The 15253-nt window shown below is 45.2% G+C and carries 12 protein-coding genes; 10 read left to right on the top strand and 2 right to left on the bottom strand.

Annotated elements, in window-relative coordinates:
* Positions 1-55: 55 nt before the first annotated feature.
* The 5 genes from FRZ06_18180 (at position 56) to FRZ06_18200 (ending at position 7534) form a co-directional block, all read left to right on the top strand.
* Positions 56-3451, top strand: coding sequence for a HAMP domain-containing protein (locus FRZ06_18180; protein ID QOX65136.1), 3396 nt, complete (start codon positions 56-58; stop codon positions 3449-3451).
* Positions 3452-3674: 223 nt separating this feature from the next.
* A complete protein-coding gene (locus FRZ06_18185; protein ID QOX65137.1) occupies positions 3675-4160 on the top strand; it encodes a DUF4489 domain-containing protein in 486 nt (161 codons plus the stop codon).
* A gap of 190 nt (positions 4161-4350) precedes the next feature.
* Positions 4351-4923 carry a hypothetical protein gene (locus tag FRZ06_18190; protein QOX65138.1) on the top strand — a complete coding sequence of 191 codons (573 nt, stop codon included), beginning with the start codon at positions 4351-4353 and terminating at the stop codon, positions 4921-4923.
* 108 nt (positions 4924-5031) lie between these two features.
* Positions 5032-6894, top strand: a complete 1863-nt coding sequence (recQ, locus tag FRZ06_18195; GenBank protein ID QOX65139.1) for a DNA helicase RecQ — start codon at positions 5032-5034, stop codon at positions 6892-6894.
* A 172-nt stretch (positions 6895-7066) separates the two neighbouring features.
* Positions 7067-7534, top strand: a complete 468-nt coding sequence (locus FRZ06_18200) for a DUF523 domain-containing protein (GenBank protein ID QOX65140.1) — start codon at positions 7067-7069, stop codon at positions 7532-7534.
* A 114-nt stretch (positions 7535-7648) separates the two neighbouring features.
* On the opposite strand, the gene FRZ06_18205 is transcribed toward FRZ06_18200, so the two are convergent.
* Together FRZ06_18205 and FRZ06_18210 are read right to left on the bottom strand one after the other, a co-directional pair.
* The gene (locus FRZ06_18205; protein ID QOX65141.1) at positions 7649-9232 is read right to left on the bottom strand and encodes a HAMP domain-containing histidine kinase; all 1584 of its coding nucleotides are present in this window, start codon (positions 9230-9232) and stop codon (positions 7649-7651) included.
* Positions 9233-9330: 98 nt separating this feature from the next.
* Positions 9331-10026, bottom strand: a complete 696-nt coding sequence (locus tag FRZ06_18210) for a response regulator transcription factor (GenBank protein ID QOX65142.1) — start codon at positions 10024-10026, stop codon at positions 9331-9333.
* Positions 10027-10192: 166 nt separating this feature from the next.
* Here FRZ06_18210 and FRZ06_18215 point away from each other — a divergent pair, with 166 nt between their 5' ends.
* From FRZ06_18215 to FRZ06_18235, 5 genes are all read left to right on the top strand, one after another.
* A complete protein-coding gene (locus tag FRZ06_18215; protein ID QOX65143.1) occupies positions 10193-11020 on the top strand; it encodes a hypothetical protein in 828 nt (275 codons plus the stop codon).
* Between the two features lie 391 nt (positions 11021-11411).
* Positions 11412-13046, top strand: a complete 1635-nt coding sequence (hcp, locus tag FRZ06_18220) for a hydroxylamine reductase (GenBank protein QOX65144.1) — start codon at positions 11412-11414, stop codon at positions 13044-13046.
* Between the two features lie 184 nt (positions 13047-13230).
* Entirely contained in the window at positions 13231-13944 is a 714-nt protein-coding gene (locus tag FRZ06_18225) for a Crp/Fnr family transcriptional regulator (protein QOX65145.1), read from the top strand.
* Between the two features lie 369 nt (positions 13945-14313).
* The gene (locus FRZ06_18230; protein ID QOX65146.1) at positions 14314-14505 is read left to right on the top strand and encodes a DUF1858 domain-containing protein; all 192 of its coding nucleotides are present in this window, start codon (positions 14314-14316) and stop codon (positions 14503-14505) included.
* A gap of 74 nt (positions 14506-14579) precedes the next feature.
* Complete coding sequence (locus tag FRZ06_18235; GenBank protein ID QOX65147.1) at positions 14580-15245, top strand: hypothetical protein; 666 nt, start codon at positions 14580-14582, stop codon at positions 15243-15245.
* Positions 15246-15253: the final 8 nt, after the last annotated feature.

Genomic DNA, 15253 nt, shown 5'->3' on the forward strand with positions numbered 1-15253 from the left:
TGAAATACGATTTTTATTGGCAGCAGCTGATGCTGTCGGAAGAAGGAGAGTAAAAATGAGAGTAAATTTATCCCAAAAAATCACCATATTTATTGGGGTTCTTGTGCTGATCATAACATCAGCCCTGGGACTGATTTCCATAAATATGAGTACCGCTGCACTGCTGAGGAACCAAGAAGACGCAGTAATGCAGTATGCGAAGGAAAGTGCTGAGCTAATCCATTCGGATATCTCTAAGAACCTTGCGGTTTTAGAGGAAGTTGCCATGAGATCCCGAACGGCTACCATGGACTGGTCTGTGCAGCGGGAATCGCTGGCAGCCGATGTAGATCGACTGGGCTATTTGGATATGGCCGTCGTCCTTCCTGACGGGAGTATTACATATGTAAAAACCGGTGATACTGCACAGTTCGCAGATCAAGATATGCATTATATTGAAAAGGCAATGGCAGGAGAAGCAAACATTTCGGATGTTCTCATCAGCCCGGTAACGGGAAAGGCGGTTGTTCTGGAGTTTGCACCAATTCGTGCCAATGGAACTGTTGTTGGAGTTTTGCTGGGCCGGAGAGACGGAACCTTCATTAGCACCATCACCGATGAACTGGGAATCGGAAAACGCGGTTATGCCTTTATTATAGGCGCAGACAGTACCTTCTATGCGCATCCAAATCAAGATTACGTTATGAATCAAGAAAATGCACTTGCAAATATTGAGTCCGGAGGGCCTCTAAAGAATTTTGGTGTTGCACTAAAAGAACTTGGTCAAGGAACCGAGGGGATTGTTCATTATGCTCTGGATGGAGATGAACGTATCACGGCACTGACCCCCATACCAGGTATGAACTGGATGTTATGTGCGGGAAACTATGAAAGCGATATTCTGGGAAGCGTCAATACGCTGAGAAATACCATTGTAGCTGTATCCGGAGCAGTCGCACTTCTCGCACTATTGCTTGCATTTACGTTGGGAAATATAATCGGGAAACCGATCAAGAAGCTCAGTGAAGCTGCGGAACGTTTGGCCCTGGGCGATGTGGAAGTTGAAGTGGACGGAATTCGGAAATCGAAAGATGAAGTTGGCGATCTGCTGAACGCCTTTGGAAAAATGATTGAAAATATCAAAGGACAAGCCGAGGCAGCGAAAAAAATCGCAGAAGGAGATCTAAGCTTGGAGGTCATTCCCCGCTCGGATAAGGACGTCCTGGCCAATAGCATGGTGTCGGTGGTCTGTACCCTCAAAAACCTTGTGGAAGAGGCGGAGACACTGACGTCCGCGGCAGTAGAGGGCAGGCTGGAGAAGAGGGGAAATTCCGATCAGTTTGAAGGCGGATTCAAGCAGATTATAGGTGGATTTAACCAGACGCTTGACGGTATTGTAAATCCCTTAAATGTGGCGCTGGCCTACATAGAAAAAATTGCAAATGGCGACGATTTAGAGATCATCGAAAATAATTATCCAGGAGAATACGGAATCCTAATTGATAATCTTACAAAGGTGAGAGAATCTCTCTATTCCCTGTTAGCTGAATCCGGAGAACTTACCAAGTCAGCTGAAAGAGGGGATCTTTTCTATCGGGCTGATCTCAGTAAATTAAAGGGTGGATATGCCCAAATCGTTAATGGGGTTAATAAAACCATTGATACCCTTGTTGGTCACCTCAATGAGCTGCCATCACCGGTGATGATCATGGACAGAGATCTTTCAATACGCTATATCAATCGTATCGGTGCGGATCTTGCTGGAGCTCCGGCGGCAGAGGTCGTAGGCATGAAATGCTATGATCTTTGTAAGACAAGTGATTGCAATACTGAAAATTGTGCCTGCACTCAGGCCATGGAGCAGAATCGAAAGGTGGTAAGAGAGACGGATGCCCATCCTAACGGAAGGGACCTGGAAATTTCATATACGGGAATTCCGATTAGAGATGAAAATCAACAGGTGATCGGGGCATTGGAGCTAATTGTGGATCAAACGGAAATGAAAAGCACCCTCAGAAAAATTGAAAAGCAAGCAGCATACCAGGAACGGGAAGTGGATCAGCTGATCGTAAATCTGGAGAAGCTTGCGCAGGGTGAGTTGAGCATTGAGACACCTGTGCAGGAAGTTGATGAAGACACACAGTCCATCGGAGAAAACTTTAAAAATATTAATGCGAATCTTAAGAAAAGCGTAAGCGCAATACAGATGCTTATCGATGATGCTTCTATGCTAACCACGGCAGCTGTTGAAGGAAATCTGAAACGCAGGGCGGACGCCTCGAAACATGGTGGCGGTTATGCTCAAATCATGGAGGGCTTCAATCAGACACTGAACGCGGTAATCGCTCCCATTGATGAAGCATCGGCGGTATTGGAGGAAATGGCAAGGGGTAACCTGCATATCAGCATGGATGGTGACTATAGAGGTGAGCACGCAGTCATTAAGAATGCGCTCAATGAGACTGTGAGTAATCTGTTAAGCTATGTCAGCGAGATTTCCGAAGTTCTTACAGCGATTGGAAATGGTAACCTAAATCAGGCTATTACAGCAGACTATAAGGGCGACTTTGTTGAGATTAAGGACTCCCTGAATAATATCATTGTGTCTCTGAATCAGGTTCTGGGCAATATCAATGAGGCGGCCGAACAGGTCTCCGCTGGATCAAGGCAAGTATCAGACGGAAGTCAGGCATTGTCCCAGGGTTCCACCGAGCAGGCAAGCTCTATCGAGGAACTGACCGCTTCTATTGCGGAAATTTCATCTCAAACGAGACAGAATGCCATCAATGCCAATACTGCAAACGAGTTGACTACGGAAGCAAGAGATAATGCAGTCAAAGGCAATGACCAAATGAAAGAGATGCTGAATTCCATGATTGAGATCAATGCATCCTCGGAGAATATTTCCAAAATCATCAAGGTGATTGACGATATTGCATTCCAGACCAATATTCTTGCACTAAATGCGGCTGTGGAAGCAGCAAGGGCAGGGCAGCACGGAAAAGGTTTTGCAGTTGTAGCGGAAGAAGTACGCAACCTTGCGGCGCGCAGCGCAAGTGCGGCAAAAGAAACAACCGATCTGATTGAAGGCTCCATCAGCAAGGCAAGGGAAGGAACCAGGATTGCCGATGAAACAGCTTCTGCGCTGAATGAGATCGTCGGCGGTATCGAAAGAGCCACAGATATTGTAAGTGAAATTGCTTCTGCTTCCAATGAACAAGCTTCGGGAATTTCTCAGATCAATAAAGGAATTGAGCAAGTATCTCAGGTGGTGCAAAACAACTCAGCAACGGCAGAAGAAAGTGCGGCGGCCAGCGAGGAGCTGTCAAGCCAGGCAGAACTGTTAAAAGAGATGATTGGAAGATTCAAACTAAACAATCGTTCTGAAGGATTGCATACAGGCGAGTTCAGACTCCTTGAGTCTGCGTCGGTTTCGAAAATTACCATTGGGAATGAACGCGATAAATACTAAAAGATCTTATGCCTAAATATAAAAACATTGCAGATGGGCCCATTCAGTATCAAGCTGAATGGGTCCATCTGTATTTTCGGGTTGGGTAAATTTGATCCGCGTCTTGTATTAGCAAAGAATGAACTTCCTTCATATTCTATAACGAAGGAGTTTAATAACATAAAGGCGCTAAAAACCCTTTTATAATTAAATATTCTCAATATAAATTAAAGGATGAGTAGAAATGAGTTATTATTATTCACCATATGAATGCGGAGGGTATCAACCGCCAACGAGCGCAGTGCGGTTAAATGCAGCCACAGGCGGTGCCGGACCGTTGCCAATTATTACGACTTTGCTGGCAGATCCCATAAATGTGGTCGCCGTTTCTATTGATACAAGCGGCATGAGCCATCCAGTTGTGCTACTGAACTTTACCAGCATCATAAGTTTGCCTCTTGGTGTTTCCGTAACGCTCAACTTCGAAATCACACGAAGCTTTAATGGCGGAGCCCCAGTTAATGTTGGATCCACCTATACGTTCTCAACACTGGTTACTGCTCTTGAGGCGGAAGCCTTTGGATTCCAGTTCTTTGATAACAATTTGGATTCCGGATTGTACACCTATTCTGTTCAGCTCTCGACCAACTCAATTATTGATATCACACCTGGATTAACGGTGAACAATGCAACGCTAAGTGCTTTGGCTGTCGATAATAACCCCGCATGAGGGATTCAGACATAGTATGAATCTCTGGCTATCAAGAGCCTTAGCTAGAGTGGGCTGAAAGAAAGAGGGAATGTTCCAAAGGAGCGGAACATCCCTCTTTTTTCTGATATAAATTTCGCTTTTATTGACATTACAAAATGATACAAAATGAAGAAGACTTCATATATTGATTAAAAACAGGAGGGTGGTTATGTTTAAAAATCAGGTTCAATATCCAATTAGTGCACAAATGAACTTTATATTTAGAGCACGGCTGCTCTGGAGAGATTTGGCCACCTGGTTAAGAGCATATAAGGTCAGCCTTTATGGAGGTGTCGGAAACACAGAGGCGCTAAGCCAACGTCTTTACCAAATTCCTATGGAATATGGAAATATCCTAAAGGTATTTGTTGGAGACGAAGTCACCGAACAGTACATCAATCTATTATCGCAATATATCATTCTTCTCCAATCGTTATTTATCTCCCAAATAAACGATGATCGGGATGCAAGTGACGAACTAACAAAACAAATCTACCAAAATACAAAGAACAGAGCGGTATTATTGGCGCAGATAAATCCCTATTGGTCACGAAATGAATGGATCACCTTGATGAATAGTTTTACGCAGATGCAGATTGAAGAGGCAACAACATTTTTGACCAGGGACTATAATCAGAACATTGAAATCTTTGACAGAATCCTGTCCCTTACGACGATTATGGGTGATTATTTCTCGGAAGGGCTTACATTTTTCTTTATGCTGAACCCACATGGGACATAAACCTGCTGCGCAAATTTATGTCAGGGATGATTGATGAATGCCGTTCTGTCATATATACTGAAAGAAAAGAATTTTCACAGAACGACACAAGTTACATAGGAGGCATCTTTGGACAAGCATACAATTTTGAAAAATATATATGGGTACGATTCCTTCCGTACGGGACAGGAAGACCTGATTGACGGTGCGATTTCCGGGAGGGACGTCCTCGGAATCATGCCCACCGGAGCTGGAAAGTCCATTTGCTTTCAGGTACCGGCATTGTCTTTTGAAGGAATTACCATTGTCATTTCACCGCTGATTTCACTCATGAAAGATCAGGTCATGGCACTGGTAGACGTTGGGGTCCGTGCAGCATACATCAACAGTTCGCTGACAGAAGGCCAGATCCGGAAGGTGATGGAGAATGCACGCATGGGAGTATATAAGATCATTTATGTGGCGCCGGAACGTTTGCTGACGGATTCTTTTTTATCCCTTGTGGGTGCATTGGAAATTTCTATGATTGCAATTGATGAAGCTCATTGTATTTCCCAGTGGGGACAGGATTTCCGGCCAAGCTATCTGAAAGTCACCGATTTTATTGATATGCTGCCCGCAAGACCGGTTATCGCAGCTTATACAGCTACGGCAACGAAAGTGGTGAAAGAGGACATTGTCTGTATGCTGGGGCTGCAAAATCCTACTGTGGTTGTAACCGGATATGATCGAAAAAACCTATACTTTTCCGTGAAGAAGCCCCAGAGTAAGATGAACGCACTCCTTGATTACCTGAAGGAGAATGGGGATAAAAGCGGCATTATCTATTGCAATACCAGAAAAGCGGTGGAAGAGGTTCAGGAAGAATTGTTCGGAAGGGGATACCCCGTCACGAGGTACCATGCAGGCTTATCCGATGCCGAGCGAAAAGAAAATCAGGAAGCATTTATCAACGACAGCACCCCTGTTATGGTGGCAACCAACGCCTTTGGTATGGGGATTGATAAATCCAACGTAAGATATGTCATTCATTATAATATGCCAAAGGACATTGAGAGCTATTATCAGGAGGCTGGGCGTGCCGGAAGAGACGGAGAACCAGCGGAATGCATATTGTATTACTCCGGGCAGGATGTAAGGATCAACGAGTTCCTCATCGACAAACAGATGGAACGGGAAAATGAAGAGCTGGACAATGAGGAAAAGGAACTTATTAGTGAGCGGGATCGGGAGAGGCTCCGCAAAATGACGTACTATTGCTTTTCCAATGAGTGCCTGCGGGATTACATTCTGCGCTATTTCGGCGAATACGGAAACAGCAGCTGCGGAAACTGTGAAAACTGCCTTACAGAATATGAGGATATTGACATCACCTCGGATGCAGTGAGCATCATCAGTGTGGTACATACAAGCGGTCAGAGGTATGGAATGAATTCAATACTGGATGCGGTTCACGGAACAGATAATGCAAAGGTGAGGCAGTTCCGGCTCAATGAGAATCCCGGATTCGGAGCATTGCGGAGCAGAACCATTATCAGACTGCGGCAGATTGCGAACCATCTGCTGGTAACAGGTTATCTGCATCTGACCGCAGACCAATATCCTGTATTAAAGGTAACGAAGCAGGGAATGGAATTCCTTCGGCAGGAAATTCCTACAGAACCAATCCTTCTAAAGCTGGCGAAGAAGCAGGAGGAAGCACCAGCCGCTAAGAAAAAGACATCAAAAGGAGGCGGTGGAAGCGAAGCAAAATATCCCGAGCTGTTTGAACAGCTTCGCAAGCGGAGATACGAAATTGCGCAAAAAGAGCATAAGCCTCCTTATATCATTTTTTCAGACAAGGCATTAAAGGAAATGAGCTCATACCTACCCACCACCGAGAAAACCATGCTGGAGATCAATGGGGTTGGGAGCAGTAAACTGGAGAAGTATGGAATCGAATTTATAGGGCTGATCAAAGATTATATGAGAGAGCATAAGCTTAAGTCTTAACACAGTTTGTGCTGGTTAAACACAGTTTGTGCTGGTGTACAATTGACAGCCACCCTTTCCCGGAGGTATAATCACGGAAACTAGAGGACTGGTTTAAGGTTTTCCAATGAGCTGCATACTAATTGGAAAACAAAACAACTTGTAATATTCCGATAGAAATAGGAAAGGAGCGGTGCTGATGAGAAAGATTCTTGTGAGCGGATGCCTGTACGGTGATCATGTTCGATATGACGATGGGGATGTCCCCTGCCTCGATGAGAGATTCCTTAAATGGAAAGAAGAAGGGCGTCTTATCAAAGTCTGTCCAGAGGTTTTCGGAGGTCTGTCGATTCCACGGCCAGATTCTCAGCGTGTCGGTGACAAGGTGATGGCCTGCACCGGAGCCGATGTGACAAGGGAATATACAATTGGTGCAGAGGAGACGCTGCGGCTGGCAAAGGAATACGAGGTTGCTTTTGCCATTATGAAAGAAGACAGTCCCTCCTGTGGAAGCAGGTTCATTTATGACGGTACTTTTACCGATACGAAAACGAAAGGGCTTGGCCTAGCCGTTGAATACCTCAAAAAGGCAGGATATCCTGTATTTGATGAAGAGGAACTGGATCAGGCAGAACAGCTTTTGAAGCAGATCGAAGAATAGTATTCTTGCAACCGATCCTTGGAAGTAGGATCGCAAATAAGCGGAAAAGGAAATCTCTGCATGGAGCAAAGGTTTCCTTTTTTATTGTTAAACGGCTTGCTGCTCCATTTATACTTACATCTTAATGACGAAAATGGCACCCTTAGAGGGAAGATTGTGAGCAGTTATTGTGCCGCTGTGCCGTTCGATTACCTGTTTGCTGATGGCAAGGCCTAGACCGAAATTACCTTGTCTTCCCTTGTAGAACCGTTCGAAAATGTAAGGAAGATCATCTGTTTCACAGCCCGGGCCATCGTCAGAGATCTGTATCAAAAGTTGGTGCCCGTTTTCCGCAGAAAACGCAATGCTTACTTTCGACTCAGCATAACGAATGCAGTTGCTCACAATATTAGTAATTGCTCGTGACAGCTTTTCCTCGTCCCCTTTCAAAACAATTTCTTCATCCGGTTCACTGACAGAAATTGCGACATTCTTCTGAAGTGCGATCCCGCTCATTCTGTCTGCAATACAGCTGATAACACTGTTGATTTTTATGGTTTCAAAATGATAATTTTCCTCAATTGCTTCCAGTCTCGACAGGTAAAGCAATTCTTCCAGAAGAGAAGTCATTCTTTTCGTTTCGTTCAGAATTACATCCACTGCCGATTCTTTCTCCACGACATTATACTTGATGCCTTCCGCATAGCTTTGAATTGACATCAGCGGTGTTCGAAACTCGTGAGAGACATTCTGAAGGAAGCTCTTCTGCGCTTTATCATATGCGCCCAGTTTTTCAGACATGATATTGATGTTGTTCACCGTTTCTTGGAGTTCATCGTACACTGGGATTTGAATTTTCATCCCGAAATTTCTTTCAGAAATTGCGTTCAGATGTTGATTCAATAAATGAAAGGGCTTGGAAAGCTTCCCGGAAAGACTGGAAGACAGCAGCATTGCAATGATCGATAGAAAGAAGAGTATGACAAAAAGGATTCCGTTGATATAGAACTGCAGCTGATTGACCTTTTGCAGGCTGGTATAGATAATGATCCACCCGAGGTCGGAGCGGTTTTCCTGTGACAGTGATCTGACGACTCCAATATAATTAGCACCTGAGATAGTCATCTTCAGATACTCTTGATTACTGAAATCAGGTGATGAGTTTTTTATTTCCTTCACAATTTGTTCGCTTAGAACAGAGGTTTCATTTTCTGGCGGCGCTATCAAGTTTTCATCTCTGTCAAGCAGAATGTAATCTGCATTGATGATAGAAAGCGGTTCATTCAGCGAACGATTCAGCATGAAATAATACCGGAACACCTTGTCATTATCGGAATCGGTATTGGAATTGGTTTCACTTTTAGCACCGGTTCCCTCTTCTCCGGGGATGGCGATTTCTCGGCTTCCGTTACCGCCGATTTTCGCTGGTGATGGGCTGTTTTTACCCATGCTGCCGCTCCCCGGAGAGGGATTTTTTATCATGCCGCCGTCCCCGGGAGAGGTGTTATTAGATTTCCTTACTTCGGGGAACTGAGCAGGTCGCTGATGAAGCGCCGTATTTACGGTACGAGAGGTTATTTGATCCAGCTGCGAGATAATGTCCCGCTCCAGGTACAGCCGCACCACGATATTGAAGGTGACAGTAACCAGCAGGATCAGCGTCACAATCATGATCAAGTTATATTTAAAGATTCTCCATTTGATCGTATTTCTTTTCATCGAACCATCCTTGTTCATTATGATAAGAACCAAAGACAGGTTCTTAAGCAAATTCCTGATTCAAGGCTTAAATCCTTGTTTAGAACTTAAACACATATTTAACCTTTGTTCGCGAGCTTAAACCCGAAGCCCCAAACCGTTTCGATTTTGAGCTGAGAACCAAAATCCGCCAGCTTTTTTCGCAGCCGCTTCACCACATCGTCGGTGGCTCTGGTTTCCACCTCGTTTTCGAATCCCCAAATTTTGTCCAGAAGTTCTCCTCGACTGACCGGTCTGTCTTTGTTGCTTATTAGGTAGAGGAGGAGTGAAAACTCCATAGATGTAAGCGGAAGTTCCATATTTTTAAACCAGGCTTGTTTTGTATCCGGATCAAGAACAACATCCGCGACCTGAATGGTATTGCTGGGTTTTCCGTGGCTTCTGTCCAGCTCGATTCGCCGGAAAATGCTTTTCACTCTGGCCACCAGCTCCATAGGGCTGAAAGGCTTTGTCAGGTAGTCATCGCTTCCCAGCGTCAGACCTGCAATTTTATCCGGCTCTGTATCCTTCGCTGAAACAATAATAATCGGTACACTGCTTTTGTTTCGTATTGCAGTACATACGGAGTACCCGTCAACCAGGGGCATCATGATATCGATGATAATCATATCTGCTTCCCGTCGTTCAAAAGCATCAAGGACTGACTGCCCATCATAGAAGGTCTCGACTTCATACCCTTCCTTTACCAAAAACGACTTGATGATGTTACAGATATTGATTTCGTCATCTGCGATATAAATCAAAGTTTTTCTCATGGATCAGCCATCACCTCCCGATGAATTTTACCATGAATGGCCTTTGAAATCCATTTCCCATTCTATTTTGCCTCACTTTTGCCTCAATTTTACGGAGATTTTTTATGGTTTGGCAGATTAAAATCAGAACATAGGAAATTTCAAAAAATTCAAAAGGAGTAACAAAATGATGAAACAAAAGCATGGATTAAAAAGAGTCTTTATCATTGCCGTGGCGGGAGCGCTGACTTTGACGGGAGCGGGCACCGCTTTCGCGGCAAACAGCGGGGCAGGTGAAGGTGCAGAGCGGTTTAAAGCGCAAAGAGGTAATTTTGAAGCATGGAGCACGATATACCCGGCTGCGCTTGAATCGTTAACTTACGATGGAACCATTACTCAGGAACAGGCCGACGCGATTTCCAAAGCGATGTCTTCCGCAGCAGATAAAACCGATGAAACAGCGGACAGACCGGCCAGACCAGAAAGGGCAGCCGCGGCAGGTGAAACAGTAGAAAAGCCAGATGGGAAGAAAACTACAGATGGCACAGCAGGCACACGTGGGGAGGGAACCCGGCCTGAAGGCGGGCGGATGAAAGGCATGCATCAGGAGGGAACTGGTTCTGAAAGAACCGGATTTCACGCAGGATTGCAGAACAGTCCCTTGAGTGAATTGGTATCCGACGATATCCTGACCCAGGAAGAAGCAGATGCTGTTATGGAAGCACTGAAAGAAGCCAGAACTTCAGGTGAAACCTGCGATGAAATTCTTGATACCCTCGTCAGTGAGGAAGTGATTACACAGGAGCAAGCCGATGCCATAGCAGATGCAAAGCCAGTCTTAGGAGGAAATGGCTCCGGCGGGATGCATAGAAACCTGCTGAGTGAGCTGATAACTGACGGCACCATCACCCAGGAGCAGGCCGACGCCGTATGGGATGCGGTGAAGACCGCAATGGAAGCAGCAAGAGATGAGGCAAAAGCCGCAGCGGAAGAGGCTGATGATGCAACTGAGTAATCCTTCGGCAAGCAGCTTTATCCTGAAGCATCCATTACACGGGAGGATGCCATGGTTCTGGTTCTAAGAGCCATGAATGCAGCAGGTGTTCCTGTAGCAACAGGAACTGCATCCGAACTTGCAGGAGGTTAGGCAGACGCTGGTTGCTATCAGCCGCATCATTGGAAGCATAGTACACGAATGATGGCTTTCATAGAGTAAATGATTTATTCCATGAATCAGAGATAAAGAAAATAGGAAAATTACAATAAATAAAATAAAAAATTAGAATGCGTTGCAAATGCAACGCATTCTTTTTGTCCCATCCGTTATGATTACAGTATCAAGTGAGTAACCAAGCTTGATTCGCAATGATCGCGGATGAAGCATCAATAATAGGAGGATAAAAAGTATGAGTATGTTTTGTTATCAATGTCAGGAAGCGGCTGGGGGAAAAGGCTGCCAGGTGAAGGGTGTCTGCGGTAAAAACGAAGATGTAGCAAAGCTGCAGGATCTTTTGATTTACACACTGAAGGGAATTTCTGACATCGTTGTTAAGGCGGGTCTTTCTGCAAAAGATCTGAGCAGCGTAAATCACGAAGTTCTGAAAAGTCTTTTCATGACCATTACCAATGCAAACTTCGACGAAGCTGCCATTGAAACGGAAGTGAACCGTGCCATCGCTTTGAGAAATGAACTGAGAACTTCCGCTGCAGGCGTAGCAGGACTGCACGATGCGGCAGTATTTGAAGTGTCTGGAAGAGCTGGTATGCTGTTAAAGGCAGCATCTGTAGGCGTGCTGGCAACGGAGAACGAAGACGTAAGATCCCTGCGTGAACTGATTATATACGGAGTGAAAGGTCTTGCTGCTTATACCCATCACGCACTGAACCTTGGAAAAGAAAATGTAGATATTTATGACTTCACATATAAAGCGCTGGCTGCAACACTGGACGATACACTGTCTGCTGATGATCTTGTTGCACTTACTTTAAAGACAGGCGAATTTGGCGTTGCTGGAATGGCATTGCTGGACAGCGCAAACACCACAAAATACGGAAACCCCGAGATCACACAGGTTAATATCGGCGTAAAGAACAACCCCGCGATCCTGATCTCCGGACATGATTTGACAGACCTTGAACAGCTCCTGGAGCAGACAAAGGGCACAGGGGTGGATGTATACACCCATAGCGAAATGCTTCCTGCTCACTATTATCCTGCATTCAAGAAGTATGACAACTTTGTCGGCAACTACGGAAATGCATGGTGGAAGCAGACGGAAGAGTTCCAGTCCTTTAACGGACCCATTCTGTTTACAACCAACTGTATCGTACCGCCAAGAAGCGAGGAAGTAAGATCCAGAATCTTTACAACAGGTGCTTCCGGATTCCCAGGCTGCGTACACATCGAAGCTGACGAGAACGGAAAGAAAGATTTCTCAGAAATCATCGCGCTGGCTAAGACCCTCAGCGCACCGACTGAAATCGAAAATGGAACCATCGTAGGCGGATTTGCACACGAGCAGGTATTTGCACTGGCAGATAAGGTTGTAGATGCTGTGAAGTCCGGCGCCATCAAAAAGTTCTTTGTCATGGCTGGCTGTGACGGAAGAATGAAATCCAGAGAGTACTATGAGCAGTTTGCAGAAAAACTGCCAAAGGATACGGTAATTCTTACCGCTGGTTGTGCAAAATATCGTTATAACAAGCTTGATCTGGGAGATATCGGAGGAATTCCGAGAGTTCTGGATGCAGGACAGTGCAACGACTCCTACTCACTGGCACTGATCGCGCTGAAACTGAAGGAAGTCTTTGAGCTAAACGACATCAACGAGCTTCCCATTGCGTACAACATCGCATGGTATGAGCAGAAAGCGGTTATCGTTCTACTTGCGCTCCTCTATCTTGGCGTGAAGAATATCCACCTCGGACCAACACTGCCCGCATTCCTTTCACCGAATGTTGCCAAGGTTCTTGTAGAAACCTTTGGAATCGGCGGAATCGGTACTGTGGACGAAGATATAAAAATGTTCATGGGGGCATAATAACGATAAGCTACCATGTTCTAATGAAAGAGCAATCAATCGAACTTGATCAATAGACTTTTGGAGGAATAGGCTTGTGGCAACACAGGCCTATTGCCGACTTAAGGTGTAATATTCACGGCAGGGATGAATCCAATCCATACAAGCTGCCGGGGCCAGAAAGCCTGGAGTGGAGCGAAGCAATATGAAACAGGATTCCTGCGGCTGCGGAAAATGCAGCCACAAGCAATGTACAAATCGAGTTCCGATTTTTTCGGGTTTAAATGAAGAAGAGCTTTCCTATGTGACTGATCTGATCAAAAGGCGACAGTATTTAAAAGGTGAAATCATTCAGCTTGAAGGGTCTGAACCGGACTGCCTTACTATCATCAATCGGGGAAAGGTAAAGGCATTCCGTTATACGCAGGAAGGGAAAGAGCAGATTCTATATCTTTTTTCTGAAGGAGACTTTTTTGGAGAAAACAATCTTTTAGGGGGAAAGAGAGCGGCTTACAGTGCGGAGGCGCTGGAGCAAACCAATCTTTGTATGATTGAGCGGAAAGACTTTCAGGAATTGGTTCGCAGGTACCCTGAAATCAGCTTGAAGATTATCCAGGAGCTTTGCGCCAGATTAGAGCGGCTGGAAACGACGGTTCAAAACATGGGATCAAAGACCATGGAAGCGCGAATCGGCAGCGTGCTGCTGGAATTTTCCGAAAAATACGGGGTGAAACATCCCAAAGGGATTCTTGTTACCCTTCCATTCAGCAGGGAGGGAATTGCGAGCTATATCGGTGCCGCAAGAGAGACCGTGAGCAGAAGGCTGACACTTCTTCAGGATGCGGGGACCATTGAAATGATAGGCAATAAAAAAATCATTCTACTTGATGAGGATGCACTTCGCAAAGAACTTGAATAAATGTTTTGCAATTTTTTCGGAAAATATGATTCTCGTCACAGTTTTTATTCTTCACAACGCTTATGATGAAAACATAGCCGATGAACAGCATCGGGAGGAAAACTGAAATGATTTCATTTCAGCGGAGGAAGAATAAAGGAGGACGATTACAGAAGAACCTTTGCAGCATTGGAGGAACTGGAAGCAGATTTGTTCCAACACATTCACCTTGAAAACAATATTCTGTTTCACCGGCTAGGAATTGGTTTGAACGAAACAGAAGACAGTATAAATTAAGCAGAAACTTATTGCTGGAATGCGCGGGATTGTAACCCCCGCATGGAAAGGAAGCGGGATTGTAACCCCCGCGTGTAAATGGAGGATCATAGTATGGCTATCACAAAAGAAATGACCATCGGAGAAGTGGTTAGAACGTATCAGCAGACCATCAGAATTTTAATGGACTTTGGAATGGGCTGCGTCGGTTGTCCGTCTGCCCAGTCAGAAACGCTGGAAGAAGCCGCAACCATTCACGGAATTGACATCAACAAGCTGGTTGAAAGATTGAATCAGGCAATTTAGGTTATTCCAAACGGCAGGTTGAACAGGAGTCTGCGCATTTCAATAAAGCGCAGGTAACGAAAGGGTGAGAATCAATGAGTTTGTTTTTAGGAAAGATTCATTACTGGCTCTACAATAAAATTGTATGGGCTGAAAAAGCAGAAACGGATCTATTAAAGTGGGCAGCATCTCAGGGTCTGGCTGCTGATACATGGGCACAGGAATTTCAGCGGGAATACGGGCAGCCTACGGGGAACCGTCCTCTTGAGGAGATCATCGATACCTCCAATATCCACGGGTGGCTTCAGGAACGGATTCGCAGCGTTGAGCTGAGACAGGCATCACTGGTGACTGCGGTTTTAAGAGAAAATCCAAGCCATAAGGATGCGCTTCTAAAGATCTTTGAAAATCAGGGAGAGGCAGCAGCCCTTGCGTATAAAACTCCTGCAGAAGGCGCGGAAGAGGTGCGTTTTTCAGCGGGAGTGGGAACACCGGAAGGCGTGTACAATGCACTCAATGACTTTATCCTCGAAGGAATGCCCTGTGACAGGGGAAGTCAGGTAATTCAAAATACGGAAGACGAATTGATTTGGCAGATGGCAGCAGAACTTCATGAGCCGTATTGGAATCAGGTCGGAGGAGACATTGGAACCTTCTTTGCTCTCAGAGAAGCTTGGATTGCCTCCTTTATCGGGACACTGAACCCCGCGCTCCAATTTGAAAAAAGAAATGAAGGGGAATATTCCATCACCAGAAAATAGCCGATTTA

This window comes from Clostridiales bacterium (assembly GCA_015243575.1).
GTDB lineage: Bacteria > Bacillota > Clostridia > Peptostreptococcales > Anaerovoracaceae > Anoxybacterium > Anoxybacterium hadale.